Annotated in this window: 26 protein-coding genes and 2 pseudogenes; 14 read left to right on the forward strand and 14 right to left on the reverse strand. The window is 65.3% G+C overall.

Annotation, left to right across the window (positions count from 1 at the left end):
* Together K7W41_RS20045 and K7W41_RS20050 are read left to right on the forward strand one after the other, a co-directional pair.
* On the forward strand, window positions 1-2,452 hold a 2,452-nt coding region (locus tag K7W41_RS20045; protein ID WP_224612043.1), incomplete at its 5' end, for a Tn3 family transposase.
* A 41-nt stretch (window positions 2,453-2,493) separates the two neighbouring features.
* Complete coding sequence (locus K7W41_RS20050; RefSeq protein WP_224612044.1) at window positions 2,494-3,381, forward strand: hypothetical protein; 888 nt, start codon at window positions 2,494-2,496, stop codon at window positions 3,379-3,381.
* A gap of 127 nt (window positions 3,382-3,508) precedes the next feature.
* Here K7W41_RS20050 and K7W41_RS20055 read toward each other — a convergent pair whose 3' ends face one another.
* Window positions 3,509-4,687 carry a PDDEXK family nuclease gene (locus K7W41_RS20055; RefSeq protein ID WP_224612046.1) on the reverse strand — a complete coding sequence of 393 codons (1,179 nt, stop codon included), beginning with the start codon at window positions 4,685-4,687 and terminating at the stop codon, window positions 3,509-3,511.
* 443 nt (window positions 4,688-5,130) lie between these two features.
* On the opposite strand from K7W41_RS20055, the gene K7W41_RS20060 reads away from it, so the two are divergent.
* Both K7W41_RS20060 and K7W41_RS23825 read left to right on the forward strand, forming a co-directional pair.
* On the forward strand, window positions 5,131-5,436 hold the full coding sequence (locus K7W41_RS20060) for a hypothetical protein (RefSeq protein ID WP_224612048.1): 306 nt from the start codon (window positions 5,131-5,133) through the stop codon (window positions 5,434-5,436).
* A gap of 114 nt (window positions 5,437-5,550) precedes the next feature.
* A complete protein-coding gene (locus K7W41_RS23825; RefSeq protein WP_380058383.1) occupies window positions 5,551-5,796 on the forward strand; it encodes a type II toxin-antitoxin system PemK/MazF family toxin in 246 nt (81 codons plus the stop codon).
* Between the two features lie 51 nt (window positions 5,797-5,847).
* Here the strand turns inward: K7W41_RS23825 and K7W41_RS20070 are convergent, their stop codons facing one another.
* The 10 genes and pseudogenes from K7W41_RS20070 to K7W41_RS20110 form a co-directional block, all read right to left on the reverse strand.
* Complete coding sequence (locus tag K7W41_RS20070; protein ID WP_107139477.1) at window positions 5,848-6,498, reverse strand: DUF305 domain-containing protein; 651 nt, start codon at window positions 6,496-6,498, stop codon at window positions 5,848-5,850.
* Window positions 6,495-6,911, reverse strand: coding sequence for a four-helix bundle copper-binding protein (locus K7W41_RS20075; protein WP_224612050.1), 417 nt, complete (start codon window positions 6,909-6,911; stop codon window positions 6,495-6,497). Before K7W41_RS20075 ends, K7W41_RS20070 begins: the two co-directional genes overlap by 4 nt.
* A 170-nt stretch (window positions 6,912-7,081) precedes the next feature.
* Window positions 7,082-7,711, reverse strand: a complete 630-nt coding sequence (locus tag K7W41_RS20080; protein WP_224612052.1) for a M23 family metallopeptidase — start codon at window positions 7,709-7,711, stop codon at window positions 7,082-7,084.
* Between the two features lie 108 nt (window positions 7,712-7,819).
* Window positions 7,820-8,716 carry a C39 family peptidase gene (locus K7W41_RS20085; protein WP_224612054.1) on the reverse strand — a complete coding sequence of 299 codons (897 nt, stop codon included), beginning with the start codon at window positions 8,714-8,716 and terminating at the stop codon, window positions 7,820-7,822.
* Between the two features lie 584 nt (window positions 8,717-9,300).
* Window positions 9,301-10,875, reverse strand: a complete 1,575-nt coding sequence (gene lnt / locus K7W41_RS20090; protein WP_055364363.1) for an apolipoprotein N-acyltransferase — start codon at window positions 10,873-10,875, stop codon at window positions 9,301-9,303.
* Window positions 10,876-11,124: 249 nt separating this feature from the next.
* Window positions 11,125-11,247, reverse strand: a pseudogene (locus tag K7W41_RS23860) (IS982 family transposase); the annotation flags it as partial.
* Window positions 11,248-11,303: 56 nt separating this feature from the next.
* Window positions 11,304-11,513 (reverse strand): annotated as a pseudogene (locus K7W41_RS20095) (transposase); the annotation flags it as partial.
* 151 nt (window positions 11,514-11,664) lie between these two features.
* Window positions 11,665-12,075 carry a hypothetical protein gene (locus tag K7W41_RS20100; RefSeq protein ID WP_224612056.1) on the reverse strand — a complete coding sequence of 137 codons (411 nt, stop codon included), beginning with the start codon at window positions 12,073-12,075 and terminating at the stop codon, window positions 11,665-11,667.
* 49 nt (window positions 12,076-12,124) lie between these two features.
* Window positions 12,125-12,556, reverse strand: coding sequence for a hypothetical protein (locus tag K7W41_RS20105; protein ID WP_224612058.1), 432 nt, complete (start codon window positions 12,554-12,556; stop codon window positions 12,125-12,127).
* A gap of 16 nt (window positions 12,557-12,572) precedes the next feature.
* Complete coding sequence (locus tag K7W41_RS20110) at window positions 12,573-15,089, reverse strand: heavy metal translocating P-type ATPase (RefSeq protein ID WP_224612060.1); 2,517 nt, start codon at window positions 15,087-15,089, stop codon at window positions 12,573-12,575.
* Between the two features lie 168 nt (window positions 15,090-15,257).
* Between K7W41_RS20110 and K7W41_RS20115 the strand changes: the two genes are divergently transcribed.
* The 3 genes from K7W41_RS20115 (at window position 15,258) to K7W41_RS20125 (ending at window position 16,251) form a co-directional block, all read left to right on the forward strand.
* Window positions 15,258-15,467 (forward strand): CopZ family metallochaperone, encoded by a 210-nt coding sequence (locus K7W41_RS20115; protein WP_107139484.1) that lies wholly within the window; start codon window positions 15,258-15,260, stop codon window positions 15,465-15,467.
* A complete protein-coding gene (locus K7W41_RS20120) occupies window positions 15,467-15,811 on the forward strand; it encodes a metal-sensitive transcriptional regulator (RefSeq protein ID WP_380058397.1) in 345 nt (114 codons plus the stop codon). Before K7W41_RS20115 ends, K7W41_RS20120 begins: the two co-directional genes overlap by 1 nt.
* Window positions 15,812-16,014: 203 nt before the next feature.
* The gene (locus K7W41_RS20125) at window positions 16,015-16,251 is read left to right on the forward strand and encodes a glutaredoxin family protein (protein ID WP_224612063.1); all 237 of its coding nucleotides are present in this window, start codon (window positions 16,015-16,017) and stop codon (window positions 16,249-16,251) included.
* A 280-nt stretch (window positions 16,252-16,531) separates the two neighbouring features.
* On the opposite strand, the gene K7W41_RS20130 is transcribed toward K7W41_RS20125, so the two are convergent.
* From K7W41_RS20130 to K7W41_RS20140, 3 genes are all read right to left on the reverse strand, one after another.
* Window positions 16,532-17,338: a hypothetical protein gene (locus K7W41_RS20130; RefSeq protein WP_224612064.1), complete on the reverse strand. Its 807-nt coding sequence runs from the start codon at window positions 17,336-17,338 to the stop codon at window positions 16,532-16,534.
* A gap of 180 nt (window positions 17,339-17,518) precedes the next feature.
* Entirely contained in the window at window positions 17,519-18,592 is a 1,074-nt protein-coding gene (locus K7W41_RS20135; RefSeq protein WP_224612065.1) for a LysM peptidoglycan-binding domain-containing M23 family metallopeptidase, read from the reverse strand.
* Between the two features lie 17 nt (window positions 18,593-18,609).
* Window positions 18,610-19,554 (reverse strand): alpha/beta hydrolase family protein, encoded by a 945-nt coding sequence (locus tag K7W41_RS20140; protein ID WP_224612066.1) that lies wholly within the window; start codon window positions 19,552-19,554, stop codon window positions 18,610-18,612.
* Between the two features lie 137 nt (window positions 19,555-19,691).
* On the opposite strand from K7W41_RS20140, the gene K7W41_RS20145 reads away from it, so the two are divergent.
* The 7 genes from K7W41_RS20145 to K7W41_RS20175 all read left to right on the forward strand — a co-directional run bounded on the left by K7W41_RS20145 (window position 19,692) and on the right by K7W41_RS20175 (window position 23,781).
* Entirely contained in the window at window positions 19,692-19,913 is a 222-nt protein-coding gene (locus K7W41_RS20145; protein ID WP_224612067.1) for a hypothetical protein, read from the forward strand.
* The gene (locus tag K7W41_RS20150) at window positions 19,910-20,422 is read left to right on the forward strand and encodes a hypothetical protein (protein WP_224612068.1); all 513 of its coding nucleotides are present in this window, start codon (window positions 19,910-19,912) and stop codon (window positions 20,420-20,422) included. The genes K7W41_RS20145 and K7W41_RS20150 overlap by 4 nt, the downstream gene beginning before the upstream one ends.
* Before the next feature lie 104 nt (window positions 20,423-20,526).
* Window positions 20,527-20,757 (forward strand): hypothetical protein, encoded by a 231-nt coding sequence (locus tag K7W41_RS20155; protein ID WP_224612069.1) that lies wholly within the window; start codon window positions 20,527-20,529, stop codon window positions 20,755-20,757.
* Between the two features lie 56 nt (window positions 20,758-20,813).
* On the forward strand, window positions 20,814-21,110 hold the full coding sequence (locus K7W41_RS20160; protein WP_224612070.1) for a hypothetical protein: 297 nt from the start codon (window positions 20,814-20,816) through the stop codon (window positions 21,108-21,110).
* A 42-nt stretch (window positions 21,111-21,152) separates the two neighbouring features.
* Entirely contained in the window at window positions 21,153-21,905 is a 753-nt protein-coding gene (locus tag K7W41_RS20165; protein ID WP_224612072.1) for a hypothetical protein, read from the forward strand.
* A gap of 168 nt (window positions 21,906-22,073) precedes the next feature.
* Window positions 22,074-22,769, forward strand: a complete 696-nt coding sequence (locus tag K7W41_RS20170; protein WP_224612074.1) for a Mom family adenine methylcarbamoylation protein — start codon at window positions 22,074-22,076, stop codon at window positions 22,767-22,769.
* Window positions 22,770-22,833: 64 nt separating this feature from the next.
* Window positions 22,834-23,781, forward strand: a complete 948-nt coding sequence (locus K7W41_RS20175; protein ID WP_224612076.1) for a hypothetical protein — start codon at window positions 22,834-22,836, stop codon at window positions 23,779-23,781.
* Window positions 23,782-23,786 lie beyond the last annotated feature (5 nt).

Here is a 23,786-nt window from a genome sequence, read left to right on the forward strand (position 1 = left end):
GGCCCTGCCCAGTGAAGCCCAGGTGACGGCCCTTGAAGCCCTGCTGGACGTCCCCCCTCGCTCATCGGTCTCCCAACTTGATCAACTTCGGAAAGCGCCATTGTCGGTCTCCGCCCCCGGACTCGTCGGTGCACTCAAGCGGGTTGAAGCGGTGCGGCGGATCGGCGTGACCACCCTGGATCTGAGCGGTTTTCCTGAACAACGGCTGAACACCCTTTTCCGCATCGGGATGGGCGTCAAAGCCCAGGCGATGCGCCGCATGACCCGCTCCCGGCGCATCGCCACCCTGCTGGTGACGGTCCGTCGCCTTGAAGGTCAGGCCCTGGACGACGCGCTGACCCTTTTCGAAAGTCTGCTGACTGACCTCTTCAACCGGATCGAACGGCAAGAAGACGGTGCACGGCAAGATCAGCTGCCGTCACTGGAAGAAGCGGCCCGGCGCAGCAATCAGCTCACTTTGGCTTTCCTGGAGAGTTTGGGGCAGCCGCCCCAGGACTTCCCCGCGTTCGCCGCACGGGTGCTGGCCCTGGTGTCTCAGGAACAGCTCCAGGCCGCGGCGGAAACGGTTCAGGCACTCACTCGGCCGCGAAGCGAGACCCGGCTGGAGGGGCTGCTGAGTCGCTATAGCTATGTGCAGCAGTTTCTGCCGGCCCTGCTGAGGACAGTGAACTTTGAGGGCAGCGCCGCTGGAGGGCCGTCCCTGGCCGCGCTTCAGGCGCTGCGGCGTCTGGGGCGCCGATCACAGATCATGGCCACCGAGGTGCCACTCACGCTCGTCAAGGGTGACTGGAGCAAGCTCATTCCCAGAAAAGGGCCATTGAACCGGCCTGCTTACACCCTTTGTGTCCTCGACCATCTGCATCTGGCCCTGAAGCGCCGCGACGTCTTTGTGTCGGCCAGTCCCAAATTTAGCGACCCTCGCCTGCGCCTGCTGTCGGATCAGGCCTGGACGGCTCTGAAGGCTGAGGTCTGCCGGAGTCTTGACCTTGACCCTGATCCGCAAGTGATGCTGGCGCAGCTCAGTGCCCAGTTGGACGAGCGGTACCGGCTGGTGGAAGCCCGCCTCCAGCAGAACGCCGCAGTCTCTCTGGCTGAAGAAGAGGGCCGCACCGTGCTGGTGCTTCAGGAGGAAGAGGCGCTGCCCGAGCCGCCCAGGCTGCGGCACTTGCGGGAACTGGTGGCGAGGCGGATGCCCCGCCTGGATCTGCCGGATCTGCTCCTGGAAGTGCACCGCTGGACGGGGTGTGCCAACGCCTTCACCCAGTTGAGTGAAGCACGAACAAGAGTGGGACACCTCGACGTCAGCGTGTGCGCGGTCCTGCTGGCTGAAGCGTGCAATGTCGGACTGGACGCGGTGGTTCAACCGGAGACCGAGGCCCTTGGGCGCGGCCGCCTGTCCTGGGTGGATCAGCACTACCTGCGCGCCGAAACCATTGCCAGTGCCAATGCCCGCTTGGTCGAGTTTCAGGCCACCATTCCGACGGTGACGGCGTGGGGGGACGGTCAGGTGGCCTCTGTGGATGGGCTGCGCTTCCGGGTGCCGGTGAAAACCATTTACGCTGGTCAGAACCCCAAGTACTTTGGGGTGCGCAGTGGCGTGACCTATGTCAACTTCATCTCCGATCAGTACAGCGGCTTTCACAGCATCGTGGTGCCGGGGACCCTGCGCGATTCCCTGTTCGCCCTGGACGGCATGATTGAGCAGAACACGGTGCTGCGCCCTCAGCAACTCGTGTCAGATACAGCGGCCTCGTCGTACATGGTCTTCGGGTTGTTCCGTCTGTTGGGCTATCAGTTCAGCCCGGAGCTGGCTGATCTGCGCGAGCGGACGTACGCGCGCGTGACCCGAGAAGCAAACTATGGGAAGTTGAATGCGCTGGCGACGTCGCAGGTGAGCACCGCGCTGATTGCCAATCACTGGGACGATTTGTTGCGCCTCGCGGGGTCACTGATGACCCGGACGGTGCGGGCCTCGGATCTGCTCAAAGTGATCGGCGTCAGACCCAAAAGCGCCCTCACTCGGGCGTTGGAGCAGGTGGGGCGGATCGCCAGCACGCTCCACCTGCTCAGTTACCACGATGATCCGCTTTACCGCCGCACCATCGGCACCCAGCGCAACCGCCAGGAGGCCCGGCACCGGCTGGCACGGGCAGTGTTCCAGGGCCGACATGGGGAACTGCGGCAACATGACGTCGCTGGGATGGAAGATCAGTTGGGGGCCCTGGGCCTGGTGGTGAACGCGATCATTCTCTGGAACACCCGCTCTCTCGACCTCATCCTAAATCAACTGCGTGTGGACGGCGTGGAGGTGCGGGACGAAGATGTGCAGCGGCTGTCGCCTCTGAAGTTTGGGCACATTCACCTGGGCGGACGGTACCACTTCTCGCTGACCTCACAGATGCCGGCCGATCAATTCAGGCGGTTGCGCGACCCAGACGAGGTGGAAAGCTGAGGCACAGGCATAACCCGACTCTTCGCGCCACTGCTACCGCGATGCCGAGCCCTCCCGCTGCAGAGATTGATCTATCCCGCCGCCAGCTGGTGTTTGTCCACCATTTTCTTGAGGGACAGTTCGATGCGGCCCGGTTTATGCCGACGGTCGCCACGTTGACGAAGCCGTTTCAGTGGTGGTTAGAGCAGGTTGAAACTGAGGTGCGGCCCTTCAATGAGCAGTTGCAGGCTCATCTCCTGCGCACCCTTGAAGCCCGGCGGCATGTGCTGGTCGAGACGTACCGGCAGGCAGAAGCCTATGGCATCGCCGTCGAATTCAACCCGGAGCAGGCCGCCAGATCTCTCTTAAAAGGCCAACCGGCCCAAACCCTGGCGCTTTCCCTGTCCTCACCACTGCCACAACGGCGCTGTTCCGCGCTCCTGCCGGAGAAGGACTACCGCCTTGTGCTCGACGCCATTGATGACTTTGCACGGCAACTCGAGCGTGGCAACAGAATGGCAGGACAATTGGGCGAAGAAGCCCTGCGAGACGTCCTGCTTGCTGCGCTCAACATGCTGTTTCGAGGGCAGGTCAGCGGCGAGACGTTCAACCGACGCGGGAAAACAGACATCCTGCTGCGCCAGGGGAATGACACCGCCTTTCTCGGAGAATGCAAATTCTGGGGGGGCGAGAAGCTGTTTCTTGAGACCGTCGACCAACTGCTCAAGTATCTGACCTCACGTGACCTGCTGACTGCCGTCCTCATTTTTAATCGCAACAAAGACGCAACATCAGTGGTAAAAAAAGTGATCGAAAGCATGCGGAGTCACCAGCAGTACGCCAAAGATATTGCGATCGACGAGCAACGACGAATACTGCAGTTCCAATTCCGACACTGTCAGGATGAGGAAGTCCATGTGGATATTGCCGTACTTGTCTATGATCTCTAGATTATGACTATCTACGAAAAACACAAGCGCCGTGCCGATCTGCTCTCCTGATCAAGAACCAATCCCAAGACCGCAGCGTCGACGTCAAAGTCATCCAAATCAAAATCATCAACAGCGTGTGTTGAATTCAGCTGATATCAGCTGCGTGATCTTGCGCAAATTTGGCGTTCTTAAAATAAGATATTCGTTTTTCCGGATCAGGCAGGAGAGTCCGGTTCTGCTTGTGCCGATCTTGAAACTCAAGGAGGTAGCTGAATTCCTCTGGGAAGAGTCGTCCCTCTGCCGTGACCTGAATATAGAGAATTGGACAGTCGTGGGCGAGATCGCCCTTCTCCACGAGGCCCACAATGCTTTCGAGGGGGAGGCGCGCCATCGTGACGTATTCGGCCCTTGCCGCTCGCGGCACTGCCTCTTCCCAGACCCGGTACCAGCGGCTCGTCTCAGGGGTGCGGACGCTCGGTGGACCACCATACAGTTGCTCACGAATGACAGGAACCTCACCCTCTTCCAACACGTCCCACTCGCCCGTTTGATCATCCGCATACGCCAGGTGCCGCGCCACTTCAAGCACCAGGAAGTGCTGTGGATGCATGAGCTTGACTCTAAAGATGCCCCACGGCTGAGCGGTCTCGAAATCTGGCACCTCGTCCATGAGAGGGTAGTCCTGGCAGTCCGCATCCAGCAGCAGGACGTCTTGCCCAATGACGCCGCGCTCACTGTCGAGAGCGCGCAGAATTCGTTTGCGCCAGGTCAGGAGGGATCTCAATTCATTCTGCTTGGAGCGCTTTCGCGTCTGCAGGCTGATGCCAAAGTAGGCGAACAGCAGATGATCATTCTTCGGCTGAAACAGCATGTCCTCCAGCTCGGCTTTCCCCCAGAGATGGAATTCCTGCACGCCAGTCCCAATCAGGGCGGCGCGGAACGCGTCATAGGCTTTCTTGCTGAAGTCACAGGCCGCTGCGAGGATGAACCCATATGGCACTTCTGGCCCCGGCACACTCTCCTCGACATACCGCCGGACCTGCGCGGGGCCAATACGTTTTTCCCGCTTGCACTGAAGAATCCACAGCCGCCGTGAAGCCACGAGAGGGGGAAGGTCCTCTTCGTCGGCCTCTTCAAATGAGGGAACGATGCCTTGCTCAAATGCCCGGATATCGATGCCGTCATCTGCGCCGCCCCGGCCAGTGGCCTCAATGCTGGCCCAGGGCCGGTAATCGTAGGCCAGCTGCCGCACCAGATCTTCAAAACGGTGCGGCTCCAGATCTTCAAAGTGCAGGGGATTCAGGGTGCGAGTGGCGCGCGCCATGCCGTATTGGAGCATGAGGTGGGGGCGCCCGCCCACGCCGGCAAGGCCCAGGTGAACAGGCCACCACGTGACATGCCAACAGTGAATGTTGTGCCTGTTGACGATCCGCCTTGTGCGGCCTTCAGTGCCCTGTGCGCTGGCAGATCGCGTCTCGTGACAGCGCCCGACACGCAGGCCGATGCCATGGCCTGGACTGAGACCGCGGCAGAGCACGCGCTGAAGGGCCATTCCACCCTGTTGATGGGCGCCGGGCTCCCCACCCGCCGTCCAGTCGACCAGCCGTGCTCGCTGCAACGCAGAGGTCTCCACCGGTGAGCCGCCTGACTGGTGATCGAGCCGCGGGCACCAGACCCAGGGGCAAGCGTTTGAAACGCTGCGCGCCCCACACACCTTTTTCCGCAGGGGCGTACACTGCAGGGACACCGCAAGGGGGGTGAGCGCGCATGACCATCAAGATTCGGCTTCGGGGCAAACACAAAGCGGCCAGTGGCACCCTGCTCCGCCTGACCACACGTGAGGCCCGGCAGCTGCAGCGGCGCGCCCTTCTGGCCCCTGTGATCCGTTTGCCGTTCGCCCAGGGCTTTTCGCTGGGAGGCGGCACCCTCCACCGACACCCAGGCAACACCCAGATGTTCACGAGCCCAGACCTACTGCTGAGCGAACCTTACGACTGGGGGCCGCAGGGGCGGCCGGCGGTCAAGCCGTTCCGGTACGTGCCTGGGCAGGGCTGGGACATGGGTGAGGATTGACGTACCCCGCCCCCCTGGGTGTGGTGCTGGAAGTGAACTTCGCGGCGCACCAGCCGAGCGGCACGGAACAGTCCGGCTTTCGGCCCGCCTTGATCGTGGCGGTGCCGGATTTTGTTGCCGCGCCCCGCTTTCCCGGCCTGCTCGTCGTGCCCTTCACGTCCCGCATCCAGCACTTCACCGGGCGCCGCGCTGTACCCCCTGTACCAACGCGGATGTGGTGGCCTCACGCGCGACAGCGTCGCCCTGACCGATCAGCTGCGGTACGTGGATCAGGCGCGCATCACCGGCCGACTCGGCCGACTGACCGAAGCGGAGTTCGAGCCAGTCCGGCAGGCCCTCAGGGGCATGTTCGTCCTATAACGCAGAAGGCGACTGGCATGGACGATCTGCCAGTCGCCTTGTGGCCCTGCCTTAATGCGCTCTGAGCCACCCCTGGAAGTCGTGCATTTCGCCTGCCTGGGCGGTGATGATCTTCTCCGCGAGCTCTAACACGAAGGGGTCCTGCGTCCGCTGCAGGGCCAGGTTCGATTTCTCGTTGGCGGCCGCGTGGTGCGGAAGCATGCCTTCCAGGAACGTACGTTCCGGCATGCTTGACGCGCGGATCATGGCGGGCATGTCCATCATGCGGTTCATCTGCACCATGCGCGCCATTACCGCCTGATTCGGCCCGCCGTACGCGCGCAGCTGGGCCTGCATCTCAGCAATCTCGCGCGTCTGGTCCGCGATGATCTGGGTCGCCCACGCGCGCACCTGTTCATCCTTGGCGCGCTCCAGCACGGCGCGGCTGCTGTCGATGGCGCTCTGGTGGTGCGGAATCATCATGGACATGAACGCCCGCTCGAAGGACCGCCCACTCAACCGGGCGAGGTCACTGATCATCGGCATCATCATCATGCGCATGTCCAGTTGCATCTGCAGCCCCATCTGGGACAGCCCCGGCACAGACGCTGAAGGCGTCATCGGCATCGTCATGTGGGTCATGCCGGGCATGGCCATGTCCATTCCACCGGCCTGGGCGGAGCTCAAGGTCAGCAGGGCAGCGGTCAACAGCATGCGCTTCATGCGTTCACGCTCCCCAGTAGCGCCTGACAGGCCTGCTCACAACGTCGGCAGCTCTCGGCGCACACGGCGCAGTGCGCCATGTTCATCTCCTGCGCGTGCCGCTCGCATTCCTCGGCGCACGCCTGACACGCGCGCCGGCAGGCCTCCAGCTGCGCCTGCAGGACCTGCGCGTTCCCTTGCCCAGATGACGCGAGCACCTTGGCGGTGGCCTGACAGACAGCGGCGCACTGCGTATTCAGACTGACGCAGTGCGTGAGATGGTGCAGGTGTTCGTGTTCACTCAGGCACGCGTCGGCGCACAGCGAGCACACCGCCTCGCACTCCAGGCATGCTTGCAGGCAGGTGGCCAGCAGGGCAGCGTCCATGGAACTGGCCTTGGGGTGGGTGTTGAGCATGCGGGTGAGGGTGTCCATCGGGGGCCTCCAGGGCGTGAAATGACGCGGGACCACGGTGGTCACGCGGCCCTCCCGGGGGAGAGGGCGCTTTCACCCTGGGCCGCGCGTGTTCAGCTTCTGTAAAGTTGGCGGCGCGCCTCAAGAAACCCTGAAGGGGGAAGGCGCATGCCCTTCTCCCCTGGCGCCGCTCAGTACAGACCCATGGGGTTGATGACGTTGCCGTTCACCATCACGCGGAAGTCCAGGTGTGGCCCCGTGCTGTTGCCGGTGCTGCCCACCCGGCCGATCACCTGCCCGGTCTCCACGGTCTGACCCACCTGCACGAGGTTGGCGCTGTTGTGGCTGTAGCGCGTTGTCATGCCGTCCCCGTGGTCCAGCACGATCGTCCAGCCCCAGCCGGTCCGCGCGTCAAACCGGGACTCGGTCACGCGTCCCGCGCGGGCCGCCACAAACGGGGTGCCTGTCGGGGCGGCCAGATCCAGGCCCAGGTGCGCGGGCGAATACGGGCTGGTCAACCGGCCCTGCACGGGCAGCACCGCGGTCACGCGGATGCCCGCAGGCCGCACGGTGGCCCCACCTGTGGCGGTCACGGTCGCCGCGCGGGTGGTGGCAGACCGATCTGGCAGCTGCAGCACCTGCCCCACCTTCAGGGCCAGTTGCGGATTCAGGCCCTTATTCTTCGCCAGCAGCGCCTCCAGACTCACGCCCTGGCGCCGGGCAATGCCGTACAGCGTGTCGCCGGGCTTGACCGTCACGGTCGCAGCGGTGGAGAAACTCAGGGCGGCGAGGCCCAGGGTGAGGAGCAAAGAACGCCACATCCGGGCCACCGTACCGGCGGTTTATAAAGTTTCTGTAAAGATTTGATGACTGCGCGGACCATTAAGGCCCGGGCGGACACAGGCGACCAAGCCCCACTGCTTCGGTCCTCAGCCGCCCGATTGTCCCACCGCTCTGCCAGCCAGGGTGCGGAAATACTGCAGTTCCTTGCTGCGCGGAAACGCCTGCAGGGCCCGCTGCGTGACGCTCAGGGTCCGGCTGTGCCGTCCCGCCTGCGTCCAGGCCTCGAACGCTTCCTGGCGGTACAGGTAGTACATGGTGGGCACCCCCAGATTCACGGCCCGCTCGAAGTAGTCCGACGCCAGCGCGGCATTGCCCAGGCGCAGGGTGGCCTTGGCCAGCCCCCACCAGGCGTACGGGTCACGCGGGCGCGCTTTGACATCCTGCTCCCCATGTGCCCGGAGGTGCTGCCAGTTCGCGGCCGCGCTGTAATCGCTGCCCAGAAGGCGCTGCACCTCCCCAGCCCTTGCGGGGGGAAACGCCACCAGGTACTCCCCGTTGTAGTACGCCCAGAGCTCGGCGAGCCGCTGGGCACTGAGCCGCAGGGACGGCCCGAGCAGCGGATCACTGATCAGAAACTGGCCCGCGCTGTACCCGTACACCGTGCGGAAATGCGCCACGTTGCTGCCCCGCTGGAGCCGCTGCTGGAGCACCACCGGAAACCCCGCCGCCACCAGTGACCGCAGCAGTTCGGCGTCCCCGGCGTAGCGGATGACGCTCTGCAGCCCCGCGCGGCCCAGGTAGCTGGCCAGTTCAAGACTCGTGACCTGCGGATCACCCGGGTAATCCTTCATCACGGCGGCCGCCTGCGCCTGGGTCACCGAGGCGCCGTAATACCCCAGCAGGGTCATGGCGGTGACCGGCGCGCAGTTGTTCAGCGCCTGAAAGTCATGCCGGATGTTCGTCAAGGTCACGCTTGCGGGCTGGGCGCTGGCCACACCCCAGCTCCACCCCGCCCCCAGGATCAGCCACCAGCGACGCGTCATGCCCCAGTGTGGCCTGGGCGCCTGAAGGATGCATTCGACTCATGGCTTGACGTGTTGGGTGAGCATTCATGCTCGAAGGGATGACCTGGGCGCAGGCGCTCCCACCAAGCGTTCATCCGTTCATGACGGATGGCAGGGTCTTTCACCAGGCGATGACGTTTCCGACACCCCAAAGCCACAGGAAGCGGTCATCCGGTTCCGGAAGGCGCGCCCCACCATCTCGAATCAGAGCTCCACCCGGCACCCCTTCAGGGCCCAGGATTTCAACGTTTTCCACCACGACCAGGTCAAACTGAGCTGTACAGTGCGCTTCGGCCGACACACAAATTTTCCGCGAGATTGACCAAGAGGGCGTCACCCGCTACATGGCTGGGCAAGGTGTCCAGCTCGACACCATCCTTTGAATCTCTAGGGGAACCCAGACTGCCACATGATCCGGAAACCCGACGAAGATGGCGGTGGTGCACCGGTCACCTGTGCTGATCAAGCATTCCTCAGGCGGTGGCCACAGGATGAAAGCGCACTTTGAAGACGTCCTGGACGCGCCGCTTCCGCCGCCGGCTGCTGATCATGGACAACCCGGTTCATCGGCCATACAGCGGACCCGTGGACTGACAACGCTCCCCGTGGTCAGCTCTCGTATCGAGGGCTTGACTGGAGATCGGGCGGAGCGAAATCCCCGGATTGCGGATCAGCCTGGCACCGGCCATCAGCAGTGCCAGTGCGCTTGCCCATACGACCCAGTTGCCGTACAGCACGAAGGGCGTGCGAATTGTCGAGAGATCAAAGGTGACCCGGTAGGCGCCCCGCGCGCCCCGGGGCGCGCGAAACCGGACCTGGCCCCAGGGGTCAATGACTGCGCTGACCCCGTCGTTCCCGGCGCGCAGCAGAAACCGCCGGGTTTCGATGGCGCGCAGGCGGCCCATCTGAAAATGCTGTTCGGCCCCTGCCCCCTGCCCAAACCACGCGTCGTTGGAGAGCACAACGAGCAGGTTGGCTCCGGCCCGCACGGCCTGCCGACTGAGCTGCCCAAACACGGACTCGTAGCAAATGCTCACCCCCGCGCGCAGGTCCCGCACGGGCAGCACGTTCAGCAGCCTTCCAGGGGTCAGGCTGGTGTACCCGGCCATCCCCAGGCTCCTCAAGACAGGGGTATAGAGCCCCCCCAGCACACCTGAGAAAGGCAAACGCTCCCCGAATGGCACCAGGACGCGTTTGTCCTGCCGCCCCGTGACCTCGCCGTCCACACCGTAGGCGCTGTTGCGCGCCTGGCCGGGCACATCGCCCGGGGCACCGAGCAGCAGGGGAACGCCCAGGCCCCGGAGGGCGGGCAGCACCCCCGGATCGGAGGCGGGCAGCGGACTCGCCGTCTCCGGCCACACGGCCAGGTCCGCTTCCCCTGAACGCAGAGCGCGCCGCGTCAGATCAAGGTAAATCTGGAACTCATTGAGGGTGCGCCCCTGGGCCTTGAGGCGCGGATCGATCGCCCCCTGCACGAGCACAGCGGTCCGGGGAGCGGGCGTGATGGGGGGCGTGACTTCCCGGCCCCACACGAGGCCAGCGCCCCAGACCGCCAGCCCCATCAGGAGAACAGGAGGACGGCTGCCCCCCAGACCGGCCAGGACGCTGGCGGTTCCGGTCACCAGCAGCGTGAGAAGCGCGGCCCCACCGATGCTGGCGAGCTGGGCCAGTGGGGTCTGGATCAGGGCGTACCCGGGCGCGCCCCACGGGAAGGCCAGGGGACCTTGGGTGCGCAGCGCCTCGAGCAGGACCCAGGCAAGGGGCAGAGCGAGCAGGGTGCGGGGGCCGAAGGCCACCCGGGTAAGGGTCAGGGGCACTGCCCAAGTCAGCGCCGCAGCGGGCAGGACGAGCACGGTGAGGAGCCCACCCAGGGGCCCCAGCACGGCCGCCATGCTGATGGGCAGCCAGGCGAGGTGCACACCGAAAAAGGCCAGGGCGAACGCGAACGCATGCCGGAAAGCGCCCCACCCGGCCGTGCTGTGGGCCAGACGGTGGTGCAGCATCGCCAGCGGGAGTGGAGCGAGCACGGCCAACGGTGACGGCAGGAACATCAGGCCCAGCATCACGCCGCCCAAGGCGTCCCCCAGCCAAGGGGGAGGGTTGAGTCGGGAACTCCACAAGGCAACACGGTCGTTCACGCGCCGCACCCTACGGGAGTCGTGTTCAGATGCGGTAAAGCTTTACACGACGCCAACACGTCCCACCTAAGCTCGCGGTGGAGGAACCTGACATGTCCACCCGCCCTTGCCCGCCCGCTTCCCTGCCGTCCACCCAGCTGGGGTCCACGTGACCTCGCCACGTCCCCGCCGCAGACGGGCGGGTCCTTGGCTGGGGACAGTCCTGCTGATTCTGACGGTGCTGGGCTCGGCCTAGCTCGCCCGCTCATTGTCAGCGTCGGACATTTTCTCGTGTGGGTGCAGCAATTTCGCTGGGATGTGCGGAGCGATCCATTGGGTGAGGCGCGTTACTGCGGCTGAAAGCGGGAGGAAAGTGAGATCGAGAGGGCTCATGAGCCCTCTCCCTAGCGCCTTTCTAGCCGCCCTTGTCAACCCCTATTCGCGGTAATTTATTGCTCCCGCTGGACATTGGCATCCGTCAGGTGACGAGGGCGTTGAATGTACCGGATCCGCTGCCAGGCTGTCACGAGCTTCGCCTTCAGGAAGGAGACCGAGCGGGCACAGCAGTTGCCCAGCACATTCCGCTTCACATACGCCCACACCAGCTCGATTGGGTTCAACTCCGGGGCGTACGGTGGCAAAAACACCAAAGACAGGCGTTTTACTGTTCCAGAGATGGTTTATGGCGAATCAGCCTCGGCGGGACGTGTCGTCCCACAACGCGGCGCGGAATTTCTGGCCCTCCCGGGGTGCGGTCCCATAAACAGACGCCGACAGCACACCGTGTGCTGTCGGCGTCCGGCCCCTCGCTTACGCGGGGCTCAGGGCGCGCACAAGATCCGTCAGCAGTTCCTCGGCCTTCTCGTACCCCGGGCGCAGGTACACCATGCCAAACGTAGTCCAGTCCTGCACGGCCGCCACCTCCTGATCATTCTCGCGCAGCTTCAGGTGCGGGTACAGGCCGTACTCGACGTAGCAGCCGTACCCGTCCGCCACGGTTTCCAGGGCGTGGGTGTTCTCGTCCGTCCAGGTCAACACGAATGGCAGGGCGAAGCAGGGCTTGCCGCACGAGCCGCCCATGCCAACCAGCGGCAGGCCAGCCACGGTGGGGGTCTCGTCCCGCAGGCGGGTGCGGTCCAGGAAGGCGAAGCGGTCACGGGCCACGTCCCGGCTGGGGAGTTTCTGAGCAGCAATCCAGGGGCCAACCGTCAATTTGGGCATACGAATCTCCAGGGAAGAAGGGGGAGGGCAAGGGTCGGGCGGTGTGGCGTCACGGCGCGGTGCTCTCCGGAGTGTCCTCCGGCTGAAGGGTAACGGTCAGGTCGCGCAGCAACGTGTCCGCGAGGGGGTACTCCGCCCGCACGTACACCACCCCGAACGGCGTCCAGTCCTGCACGGCGAGCAGTTCGCGGTCGTCCACCCGCCGTTTGAGGTGCGCGAGCTGGCCATACTCGACGTAACAGAAGTGCTGCTCGGCCAGGTGCTCGAGTCGGTCCAGCGCCGCTTCGGTCCAGGTCAGCGGGTACGGCAGGGCGAACGCGGGTTTCCCGCAGGAACTGCCGACCCCCAGAAACGTCAGGCCCTGCTCGGGGTCCACCGCGGCACGCATCTGGGCCCGCTCCAGGAAGCTGCGCCGGCACTGGGCGTGCTTGACATGCCGCCGCAAATGCTGCATCAGGGCCGCGACCTTCAGTTTCGCCATGGCACGTCACCTCCGTTCAGGTGGACGCGGCCCTCACCGTCCCGGCACGAACCGGGGCGGGGTCGGGGTTCACGGGTGGGCGGAAGCCGCGCAGGCGCAGGGCGTTGGTCAGCACGAACACGCTGGAAAAGCCCATCGCGGCAGCCGCCAGGACCGGACTGAGGAGAAGGCCAAAGGCGGGGTACAGCACGCCAGCCGCGACCGGAATCAGGATGATGTTGTACGCGAACGCCCAGAAGAGGTTGAGCTTGATGTTGCGCAGGGTGGCGCGGCTCAGGGCGAAGGCGTTCGGCACGCCGCGCAGGTCGCCGCTCATCAGGATCACGTCGGCGGTTTCCACCGCCACGTCCGTGCCCGTGCCGATGGCCAGGCCCACGTCCGCCTGGGCGAGTGCCGGCGCGTCATTGATGCCGTCTCCGACGAAGGCGACCTTCTGGCCCCCAGCCTGCAGGGCCTTCACCGCGTCACTCTTCCCGCTGGGCAGCACTTCGGCCAGGACTTCGTCAATACCAAGTTGCTGAGCGATGGCGTTCGCCGTGCGGGAATTATCCCCAGTGATCATGGCGACCTTCAGGCCCTGGGCGTGCAGGGCCCGCACCGCCTCCAGACTCCCGTCCTTGATGGGGTCGGCCACCGCGATCACGGCCGCGAGCTGGCCATCAATCGCCGCGAACAGCGGGCTCTTGCCTTCATCGCCCAGCCGTTCAGCCTGCGCCGTGAAGGCGGCCGTGTCCAGGCCCAGGCGGGTCATGTACCGGTCGGCGCCCACTTGCACCAGGTGGCCATCCACCCGCGCGTCCAGGCCGAATCCAGGCACCGCTTCAAAGTGCTCAGGCTGCACCAGAGCAATACCTTCTGTTTTCGCGGCGTCCACGATGGCGCGGGCAATGGGGTGCTCACTCTGCGCTTCCGCTGCGGCGACGAGGCGCAGGACGTCGTTGCGGGTAAAGGTGTCTGTTGTCACCAGGTCGGTCAGTTCGGGTTTGCCCTTCGTCAGCGTGCCGGTCTTGTCCACCGCGACGACCTGCACGTCCTGTAGCCCTTCCAGGGCGCCGCCCCCTTTAAAGAGGACCCCCAGTTCAGCGGCTTTGCCGGTGCCGACCATGATGCTGGTCGGCGTGGCCAGGCCCATGGCGCAGGGGCAGGCGATAATCAGGACCGCGACCGTGGTCACCAGCGCGAAGGAGAGGGCGGTCTGCCCACCGAAGATCAGCCAGAGCAGGAAGGTCAGGGCCGCGATGCCCAGCACGACGGGCACGAAGACGGCCACGACCCTGTCCGCGAGGCCCTGGATGGGGGGTTTGCTGCCCTGCGCGGTTTCCACCAACTTGATGATCTGGGCCAGGGCGGTGTCGGCGCCAATTTTCGTGGCGCGGAAGCTCAGGGCGCCGTTCTGGTTGATGGTGCCGCCCACGACGGGGGCGCCGGTCTGCTTGCTGACCGGAATGGGTTCACCCGTGATCATGCTCTCGTCCACGAAGGAGTTGCCGCTGACGACTTCCCCATCGACCGGGATCTTCTCGCCCGGGCGAACCGAGATCAGGTCACCGACCAGCACCTCGTCCGTGGACACCTCAAGTTCCTGACCGCCCCGCACGACGCGGGCAGTTTTGGCCTGCAGGCTCAGCAGTTTCTTCATGGCTTCGCTGGAGCGGCCCTTGGCGACGGCTTCGAAGAACTTGCCGAGCAGGATCAGGGTGATCACGACCCCCGAGGCTTCGTAGTACACGTGCGCGGTGCCGTCCGGGAAGATGCCGGGGGCCACCGTGGCCACCAGCGAGTACACGAACGCGGCGGTGGTGCCGATCATCACCAGGGCGTTCATGTCAGGGGATTTGTTCTTCAGGCTCTTCCAGCCCAGCCGGTAGAAGCGCCGTCCGGGACCGAACTGGATGGGCAGGGCGAGGGCGAGCATGATCCAGTTCAGGGTGCCCATGACGCCGTGCCCGAAGGTGGCCATCAGCCAGTCGTTCACGGCCGGGATGACCATGGGGACCATGGCAATCAGCAGGAGGGGGAGGGCGAAGACCGTGCTGAACAGCACCTGGCGGCGCAGGTGGTCGACTTCCTGGGCGCGCGCTTCGCGTTCCTGATCTTCACGGCTCAGACCAGCTTGCTCGTCAAGGACCTCATAGCCCGCTTCGCGGATGGCGGCCTTGAGCTGTCCGGGGCTGACGCTGGAGGGTAGGTAGGTCACGCTGGCGCGTTCGGTGGCGAGGTTCACGCTGGCGCTCAGAACACCGTCCACCTTCTTCAGGGCGCGCTCGACCCGGCCGACGCAGCTCGCGCAGGTCATGCCCTGAATCCCGAGTTCAGCGGTGCTGACGAGGGGCTCGTAGCCAACGTCCTTGATCTTGGCCAGCAGGACGTCCGGGCCGGTCAGGGCGGGGTCGTAGGTCACGGTGGCGCGCTCAGTGGCGAGGTTCACGGTGGCGTCTTGGACGCCGTCCACCTTCTTCAGGCCGCGTTCGACGCGGCCCACGCAACTGGCGCAGGTCATGCCTTGAATGCCGAGCTCGATGGTGTGTGTCATGGATTCCTCCAATCCCCCCCAGGGGGGTTCCTTCTGAGGGCAGCATAGACCCTGGGGGAGGGGGAATGCAAGATGCCGCCAGGAAAAGCCTGTGTTTTCGGCTCTCCCTTCTTCAGTCCTCTTGACACCCCAGGGGGGAGGGTATAGCTTGGTGCCAGGAGGAAGACCATGAACCAGATTGAATTGACCATCACCGGCATGACCTGCGGCCACTGCCAGAGCGGCGTCGCCAGCGCCCTGAAAAGCGTGCCCGGCGTCACGGACGCCCAGGTGGACCTCAAGACCGGCAAGGCCGTTGTGCAGGGCAGCGCCGACGCGCAGCACCTGATCACCGCCGTGCAGGACGAAGGGTACGGCGCGGCCGTTTCCCCCCAGTAATGCCCAGGGCGACGACCGCCAGGCCGCCTGCCCCCCATCCCCCTGAGGGGGAAGCCTGTCACACGAGCCAGCACCTCTGCATGCCCGAAGACAGTCGCCAGCGCGCCGCGCGTCGTCTCGCCATCGCCCGCGGTCACCTGGAAAGCATCCGCCGCTCCCTGGAGGATCCCGATGTCTACTGCGTGGACGTGTTGCGGCAGATCAAGGCCGTGCAGGGCGCGCTCGACGGCGCGGCCAGCGTGGTCCTGCGCGGGCACCTCGAAGCGCACGTGGCGACCGCCGCCACCCGGGGCGACGGGCCAGAGATGGTGGACGAGCTCATGGACGTGCTCAAGTACATCTGAGTGACGGCAAACCCCCTGTCAGGTTGCCAGGGTGAATAACGCGCCGTTGGCCAGCCGCCGCTGACGGACCCAGATCACATCCGGAACGCGGCGGTCCGCTTGCCCTTTTCCCGTCGTTGCCTGTTCACGGCCGCTGACCACCTCCGCCCTCCCGCTCCGGGACGAGCCCACGGGTTCGTCCCGGTGTTCCTGCGAGGCTGCCCATGCCGCACGTCATCCTGTATGCCACGCCCACCTGCCCCGACTGCCACGCGCTGCGGCGCTGGTTTGCCCGCCACGGCGTCGCGTTTGAAGAACGCGACCTGACAAACCCGGCCGTCGCTGAAGAAGCAAAAGCGCGCTACGGCGTCCGGGTCGCGCCCATCACGGTCATCGGTGAACAGTTCTTCTACGGCACCTTCGACCAGCAGCGGCCCAAATTGGAAGCGCTGCTGAGTTGATGCCTGTGCGAGGGGAACAGCCGGATGCACGGTGGATTCCTGCGCTGGTGACCCTGTCATGGGGGCGATCAGCGGTGCACCGCTCCACCGGTTCGGGCATGCACCCGGAACACGGCGCCGGCTGCTGGGCCGCACAACTGGCACCGGGACGAGTCCAGCCCAGAACGTCTGGTGCCACCGGACTGCCGTGAACCAGTGAAATCAAGGGCGACAGTCAACCCGCCCATCGGTTGAAGTGAAGACTCGATTTGGAGCCTGCTAGATGGGTTGAACGTGCTTTTTATTGATACGTTGGAGAAAAGAATTGAAATGTGGAAGAGAGCATCATATTCATTAAAAAGAGAAAGACGGATACCATGAGAATGAGCAGGCCCAACACAATCAACTGTCTTTGCCAGCGAGACATTTGCTTGATTCGGGCCTCATAGATGTTAAAGAGGCTGAAAATACCGCCCATGACGATGGCAAACACGATGAGCCAACGCGACGCCCACTCGGACTTCATCTTCCCCGCGTCCCTCATGCTGACCTGGGTGATGCCGGCAATGGACGCTGAAGGCACCAGCTGAGGGCGGCAATTTGACGTGAGAACCTGAATGAGCACTGTGTCATCGGGATTCAGCAGTAAGGGCGCGAGAGCCACGCCCCCTGGAATCACGGTCACCCGCGCCCGCTCCCGCACATCCTGGGGCACCGCCCCAACGACGCGCTGCTCCACCACTTCACACCGGTCGCCCAGGCGTAAGCGGAGAACCGTGCCCGGCGCAAAGAGGTCAGGTGTGATGGGCCGCGCGCCCGAGTTGGCCACCTTGATGACTGTCGCGTACACGTTTCTCGCTTCCTTGCCACCGACGGTCACGCGGACCTGTGAAGGCAGGGTGGAGCCCACGATCTGCGCCGCAGATTGAATGGTGGCGTCCAGCCGCAACCGTTGCTGGGCCGACGAGCTGAAGAGTTGGATGATGCCAAAGGCAATGGTGGCCAGCAGGGCCAGCAGCCCGAGAATATTGCTGAGATTCCAGGGCGAGGTCTTGGGCGCCGGCGCGTCCTCAGCCGCCGCGCGCTCCGCGCTTCGGTTCCGACTCATGGTTGACGCCCATCACTGGACACGGTCCTGGCCCTTCTCATGCCGTCAGAGTACCGACTTTACCTCGTCCCTGGCAGACGCGCCGTGGACGTTGACCGCCGGGCATGGCGGTGACAGGCGACGGCACCGTGCAGCGGCGCAGAAGGCCTCCCTCTTGCCGGGCGACCTTCGGGCCCCCACTTATTTCGGCCAGACGCGGTTCATCCACCCGGCCGGGTCGGTGCCTTCACCGCGCACCCGAAGTTCCAGGTGCAGGTGGGGGCCGGTGCTCAGCCCAGTGCTGCCCACTTCCCCGATCTTGTCGCCGCGCTTCACCCGCTGCCCCACCTTCACCGTCACCCGGCGCTGGTGAAAGTACAGGCTGGTCACGCCGGCGCCGTGGTCCAGGATGACCAGGCCGCCGCGCACGGGGTACATCCCGGCCATGACGACCGTGCCGTCATTGACGGCGCGGACCGCCGTGCCCGCCGGGGCGCGGTAATCCGTGCCGTAGTGGTACTGCACGGGACCGCCCGCCACGTAGGTGCGCGGCTGCCCGAACGCGCTGCTCTGCGCGCGGACCTGCACGGCGTCCTGGAAGGGCTTCGTCCAGACGGGCGGGGTTCGCAGGGCGTACGCGCGCTCCACCGCGGCGTCCTCCGCAGCGCGCGCCGGGTCCTGCAGTTTGCCGCTGATACTGGGCGGGAGGTTCAGGCGCTGGACCGGCTGGGGCAGACCCGCCACGGGGAGGCTGCGGCGCAGCACCTGCCCATCCAGCTCGATCTCGTAGATCAGCGGCGTGGCTTTGCCCAGCAGCACCCGGCCCAGCACGAGGAACGTGCCGTTGCCTGCAGGGACCGGCGTGAGGCGCTCGGCGGGCAGGCGCACATCCTCGCCCACTTCACTGGGGAAGTGGACGCGGGCCTCTGCCGCGCGCGGACCGGTGAGGCGCAGCGCAAAGGCGTCCCCCATGCGCAGGGTGGTCGGCGCGGTGACGTTCACGCCCGGCAGGGCCGGTGCAGGGGGCAGAGGCAAGGGCGAGGCAGGCGCCGGCGACGCGGACGTCGCGGCTTCACCGGGAAGGCGCAGGGTTTGCCCGACCTCCAGCGTGGTGCTGCTCAGGCCGTTGAGGCGCATGAGGTCCGCGACCGTGGTGCCGGAGGCGCGCGCGAGGCTGAAGAGGGTGTCGCCGGGTTTCACGGTGTACGCGCCCGCCATGCTGGTGAGCAGGGCGGCGCTCAGCAGGAGGGCGCGGTGCAGGGGCGTCAGGGTCATGGTTGCCTCACAGGGGATCACAGGTGCGTCTTGAAAAAGGCGATGGATCGATCCAGCGCCGCTTTCAGGTTGCGGCTGAGGTCGTGGTTGTCGCCTGCGTACGTGTAGAAGGTCACGGGTTGCCCGGCGGCTTTCAGGCCACTGGCGAGCGACTGCGACAGACTGTAGGGCACGTGCGTGTCTCCGGTCGCGTGGTGCAGCTGCAGGGGCCGGCCCCGGAGGTCGGCCAGGTAGGCGTTCGGGGAGATGGCCCGGTAGGCGGCCGGGTTGCGCTCAGGACGGCCGAGGGTGGCGAGCAACCGGGCACGTGGATCGTTCGGGTCGCCGCGGCCCCATTGGGGCAGCGCTTTGAACAGCAGGTCGTACGGGCCGACCACGCCCGCCCAGATGACGCCGGCCTTGATGTCGGGGCTCACGACCATGGCCCGCAGGGTGATGTGGCCGCCCATGGAGTGGCCCCACATGCCCAGGCGGGCCTTGTTCACGCCCTTGAGGGTCTTGAGGGAGGACGCGGCGTTCAGGACGTCAGTGGTGTACTCGGGGGACCAGTACGAGGTGCCGGCCGGCTGGCCCTGGGAACTCCCATGGCCCCGGTAGTCGGGCTTGAGCACCACGAAACCGGCGCGCGCGAAAGCGTCCACGTACGCGACGTACCGCTCGGTCGTGCGGTACTCGTTGGGGGGGATGTAGCCGTGGTTGAACACGATGGCCGGCCAGCCGCCTTTGGGGGGTGTGCCGGTGGGCACGGTGAGCAGGGCGTTGATGCGCAGGCCGTCGGACTGGTAGGACACGACGCGCCGGGTGTAGTTCGCGCCGGGGGTCAGGGTCTGCTGGGTGGTCAGGGCACTGCCGGGGTAGGTGCGGGCGCGCATGCGCTCGATGGACAAGGGGTGATCGGTGGTCTGGGCGGCGGTCAGCGGGCTGAGCAGGGCCAGCAGCAGGGCAGATCGGACGTGAAGCATGGGAACCTCCAGAGAAGGGCGTGGGGAAGCGTCCGCCCACCCTACGGGCCGGCTGTAAAGCTCGTGTAAAGGGGGCCACTGGACGCCCGGGCTTTACAGAAGCTGAACAGGTCCGGCGTACGGTCGTGGGGATCACCGTGACGAACGACAAGAAAAAGCCAGACCACACCGCTGCGGACGCGGGCCACGCTTCACCCCCCCTGGTGGGCATGCCCCGCTGGGTGAAGGGGTTTCTCTGGGTGGGCGTGGCGTTGCTGCTCGTGGTGCTGGCCCTGAAGGTCTTTGGGGGTGGGCAGCACGGGCCGGGTCGGCACCTGCCGGGGGCCGCGGTGCCCGTGTCCGGGCCGCTGCACGGATGACGTGGGGGCCAGGCTGGAGGAAGCTGGGGCTGACCGTGCATGTGGCGGCCTCGGTGGGGTGGATTGGGGCGGTGGTCGCGTACCTGGGTCTGGTGCTGGCGGGGTTGGGCAGCAGTGACCCGCAGGCGGTGCGCTCGGCGTGGTGGGGGCTGGACCAGCTGACCGGGGTGCTGGCGCCGCTGAGCGTGGCGGCGCTGGTGAGTGGGGTGGTGCAGGCGCTCTGTACGCCGTGGGGGTTGTTGCGGCACTACTGGGTGGTGATGAAGCTCGTGCTGACCGCCATGGCGACCACGGTGCTGCTGTTGACCCTGCCGGAGGTGCGGGCGTGGGCGCAGTGGGCGGCCGCTGGCCAGAATCCGGATCTGCACGGGCAACTGCTGCACCCGGGCGTGGGCCTGTTGGTGCTGCTGGTGATTCTGGTCCTGTCGGTGTACAAACCGCGGGGGTTGACGCCGTACGGGGAGCGGCGCCTGTGGGCGCGCTTGGCGCGGGTTGACGAGGGAGAATAACCTCGGGATTGGTACGTCAGCGCAGCGCGTGCCGTGGGACGCTTAAGCCTGGTCAAGTAGTACATATAAGCCGTTCGTGCCATTTCGCCAGTCGGTGGGAGTTATTGCGTCTGGCGCGACGGGAACCGACAGCCTTTCAGGCATGGGCGGCGGCTGAGCACCGCAAACTGACGCACCCCAAATGGGCCCATACCCGCAACCATGGGGTCTTCGCCAATGACCTGACCCTGGTGCAGAACCTTGAGCTGGCCGAGAAGGCTTTCGGTCACATCAGCACTGAGGAACTGGATCACTGGCGCATGAGCCGCGGTCACGCCAACACGTCCCGCCTGTAGGTGTCCCCAAGACTCATGCGCCGGTACCGTCTGGACGCATCAGCACAGGAGGCCACATGAAAGCAGAGCGCAGCTTGAGGCAAAACGAAGTGATCTTCACGATACGGGGACGCTGCACGGCGGAACAGTTGAAGGCGCTGGTCCGCACCCACGCCCCGCACGCTCTGGATGTCCAGCGGGCCTGGCTGCCTTCTGATGGCGCGGCAACCCTCAGACAACTGCGGCGCCTGGGCGTCGATGTACGGGGTGCCCGGCGTAATCCCACCTATTGGTCGAGTGAGCTGGCCGGGTGGGTTCGCGCTGGAGCCCATCGCCTGCGCAACGCCGCAAAAGTCTCGCGCAACCGAACTTGAAGGGGGCAGCGGGCCTCACACCGCGACCACTTGGAGGCTCCTATGAAGAAGATTTCGCAATTCTCGTGGACAGCGGCGCTGCTCACCGTGCCCCTGCTGCTGGCGTCCTGTGGCGGCACGCATGCACCAGCCACGACTGCAGGCGTCATGGTCCAGACAGACGGCAGCGTGACCTATCAGGGTCAGACCATGACGGAAGCCCAGATTAGGGCGAGAGCAGCTGATCTGGACGCCCAGTTCCGCGCAGAGACCCAGAACCGGCTGACAGCCCTGCAGGCGGAGCGTCAGTCGACTGGGTTCGAGGCGCAGGCGCTGGGCAGTGGGTATGCCGTGACCAGCAAGGCCGTGGCACTGAATCTCATCACTGGGCACAGTGACGACTGCTTCTACATGAATCTGGCGGTCATGCGCACGTCGGCCGACAGCAGCCGCGCCTGGGCGGAATACAGCAGTGCCAACAGCACCAAGGTGGCCTGGTGGCGGGTGAAGGGCTACGCCACACTCAACACCACGGTGTACAGCGATGTCTTCACCGATTTGCGGGCCACATGCACCAGCGCCTCGACCTTCTTTGGCGGCCGCGTGGAGTTGGGCCGCAGCGAATTCCGCCTGTGGGCCCCAGGGGTGACGTCTTCGGATGTCAGTGTCTTTCAGGCGTCGGTTCAGCCGAATTACGGCGTCATCCGAAGTGGGGAGACGGATTACCTCGCCCAGGGCTATACGCGGGCGGTGAGCTACCAGCGCAACGAAACGGCAGTGGGGGTTGCGCCGAGCTACTGGTCCAGAACGTACTGACCGCACTTCACCTGAGCACCCCCGGCCGCACGCCGGGGGTGCTGTACATCTGTCACCCCGAGCGTGGCCTGGGGTGCTTGGAGCCTCTATGCAGAAACCTGTGATTCACCTGGTCCAGGCTGGTGAGCGGCACTTTGTGAAGGGCATTCACTCCGGCGGCGAACGGACATGCTGGCGCTGACCGCCGCTGGACTGGCGCATGTCGCGCACGCCGCAGGTCCGTGGCACGATCCGCTGCTCAAGGACGAATGGACTGTTCAGCCCGTGGCCGCCGCCGCTGCCCGGGCGTTCATCACAACCCACCACTACGCGCTGGGGGCAGGGCGCATGACCTCGGCTTTTGGGGCATTCCACCGCGACTGCGGCTCCTTGCTGGCGGTGGTGGCCTTTAACCCTCCTGCACTGGGCTGGGCAAAACATGCGGCCACTGGCACCGCCTGTCCGCATCAATCGGTGTTGGCGCTGACCCGGCTGACCATCCGTCCGGACGCTCCGGCCAACATCTCGTCGTTTCTGATCAGCCGGGCGGTGCGGCAGCTGCCGGAGCGCTGGCAGATCATCAGCACCTACGCCGATGAAGCCAGGCAGGTGGTTGGGGTGGCCTATCAGGCGGCCAACTTCGAATATCAGGGCCGGTCAAAGCCCCGTGAACTCTGGACCCGGGAGGGACAGGCGGTCAGTCGCAAGCGCGGGGCACGGACGCTGAACCATGCCCAGATGATTGACGACGGCTGCATCTATCAGGGCAAGGCAGCGATGCACCGGTACCGGCAGCTTCGCCGCACAGCTGAGCGGGAAACCCGGCGCAATCCGGCCACCTACCCAAAGCCCAGTCTGTTCCTGGTGGTTCCAGACCACAGCTGAGCCCGGAGAGCAGGGAGGTCCGCTACACCCCAGGTGCTTCGGCACCTGGGGTGCGGAGCACTGAATGTCTGTTCTTCCTATTCAGACCCCTGAAAATGTTTCGCGGGTCAAGACCCGGGGCGTCTTCCGGTATCCCGGGGGCAAAACCTGGTTTACCCCGTCCCTTCTCCAGTTCCTGAACCGCCATCCGCCGTCCCTGTTTGTGGAGCCCTTCGCCGGCGGCGGGGCCCTGTCTGCCGCAGTACTGGACAAGACCTCAGCGAAGATCTGGCTCAACGAACTGGACAGCGCGGTCGTTGCCGTCCACCGCATGGTGTTCAGCGCCCGCGCCCCACGGCTCGCGCAGCGCATTCTTGACTTTGAACTGACCCTGGACCGCGTGCAGCGCGAGCTTGCCCTGACGCCGAAGACAGAACTGGATCTGGCGTTTCAGACCATTCTGCGCAATCGCGTCAACCGAGGCGGGATCCTGGCTCCAGGCGCAGGTTTGGTGCGGCGCGGTGAGAAGGGGAAAGGGCTGGCGCAGCGGTGGTATCCCCAGACGCTGGCCAACCGCATCGCCGAACTGGCTGCTCACCGGCACCGGGTCACCGTGACCCAGGGCGACGCTCTGGCCATTCTGGCCCGGACACCCTTCCGGGCCGGAACCGCTATTTTCGTGGATCCGCCCTGTGCGGCAGGCATTAAATCTGCTGGTCGGCGCCTGTACACCCACCATGACCTGGATCATGCGCGGCTCTTCGACGTGTGCGCTGAGCTGACGGTGCCCTGGGTGATGACGCATGAGCATGATCCAGAAGTCATGGGTCTGGCCTGGGCCAAAGGCCTGCGGTGGCGAACCGTCAAAATGACCAGTGGGCATAACGTTACCGCCAGAGAGCTGGTCATTGGCCGTACGCTGGAGTGGGCGGACGACTGCAGTGGAATTGACGTGTGTGAACCGCCAGTGCAGCCCACGCTCTTTGGCCCCGCTGTGCCCTTGCCTTCCCGACCCGTCCGCAGGGCACCATGATGCAA

Source organism: Deinococcus multiflagellatus (assembly GCF_020166415.1).
In the GTDB taxonomy this organism is placed as follows: domain Bacteria; phylum Deinococcota; class Deinococci; order Deinococcales; family Deinococcaceae; genus Deinococcus; species Deinococcus multiflagellatus.

Coding starts and splice junctions, on each gene's coding strand:
- K7W41_RS20165 (WP_224612072.1), top strand. CDS start 21,153: ATGAAGAAGATTTCGCAATTCTCGTGGACAGCGGCGCTGCTCACCGTG.
- K7W41_RS20130 (WP_224612064.1), bottom strand. CDS start 17,338: ATGAGTCGGAACCGAAGCGCGGAGCGCGCGGCGGCTGAGGACGCGCCG.
- K7W41_RS20080 (WP_224612052.1), bottom strand. CDS start 7,711: ATGTGGCGTTCTTTGCTCCTCACCCTGGGCCTCGCCGCCCTGAGTTTC.
- K7W41_RS20070 (WP_107139477.1), bottom strand. CDS start 6,498: ATGAAGCGCATGCTGTTGACCGCTGCCCTGCTGACCTTGAGCTCCGCC.
- K7W41_RS20140 (WP_224612066.1), bottom strand. CDS start 19,554: ATGCTTCACGTCCGATCTGCCCTGCTGCTGGCCCTGCTCAGCCCGCTG.
- K7W41_RS20100 (WP_224612056.1), bottom strand. CDS start 12,075: ATGCCCAAATTGACGGTTGGCCCCTGGATTGCTGCTCAGAAACTCCCC.
- K7W41_RS20150 (WP_224612068.1), top strand. CDS start 19,910: ATGACGTGGGGGCCAGGCTGGAGGAAGCTGGGGCTGACCGTGCATGTG.
- K7W41_RS20170 (WP_224612074.1), top strand. CDS start 22,074: ATGCTGGCGCTGACCGCCGCTGGACTGGCGCATGTCGCGCACGCCGCA.
- K7W41_RS20125 (WP_224612063.1), top strand. CDS start 16,015: ATGCCGCACGTCATCCTGTATGCCACGCCCACCTGCCCCGACTGCCAC.
- K7W41_RS20105 (WP_224612058.1), bottom strand. CDS start 12,556: ATGGCGAAACTGAAGGTCGCGGCCCTGATGCAGCATTTGCGGCGGCAT.
- K7W41_RS20055 (WP_224612046.1), bottom strand. CDS start 4,687: ATGGCGCGCGCCACTCGCACCCTGAATCCCCTGCACTTTGAAGATCTG.
- K7W41_RS20085 (WP_224612054.1), bottom strand. CDS start 8,716: ATGACGCGTCGCTGGTGGCTGATCCTGGGGGCGGGGTGGAGCTGGGGT.
- K7W41_RS20135 (WP_224612065.1), bottom strand. CDS start 18,592: ATGACCCTGACGCCCCTGCACCGCGCCCTCCTGCTGAGCGCCGCCCTG.
- K7W41_RS20060 (WP_224612048.1), top strand. CDS start 5,131: ATGACCATCAAGATTCGGCTTCGGGGCAAACACAAAGCGGCCAGTGGC.
- K7W41_RS20160 (WP_224612070.1), top strand. CDS start 20,814: ATGAAAGCAGAGCGCAGCTTGAGGCAAAACGAAGTGATCTTCACGATA.
- K7W41_RS20050 (WP_224612044.1), top strand. CDS start 2,494: ATGCCGAGCCCTCCCGCTGCAGAGATTGATCTATCCCGCCGCCAGCTG.
- K7W41_RS20175 (WP_224612076.1), top strand. CDS start 22,834: ATGTCTGTTCTTCCTATTCAGACCCCTGAAAATGTTTCGCGGGTCAAG.
- K7W41_RS20075 (WP_224612050.1), bottom strand. CDS start 6,911: ATGGACACCCTCACCCGCATGCTCAACACCCACCCCAAGGCCAGTTCC.
- K7W41_RS20120 (WP_380058397.1), top strand. CDS start 15,467: ATGCCCAGGGCGACGACCGCCAGGCCGCCTGCCCCCCATCCCCCTGAG.
- K7W41_RS20115 (WP_107139484.1), top strand. CDS start 15,258: ATGAACCAGATTGAATTGACCATCACCGGCATGACCTGCGGCCACTGC.
- K7W41_RS20110 (WP_224612060.1), bottom strand. CDS start 15,089: ATGACACACACCATCGAGCTCGGCATTCAAGGCATGACCTGCGCCAGT.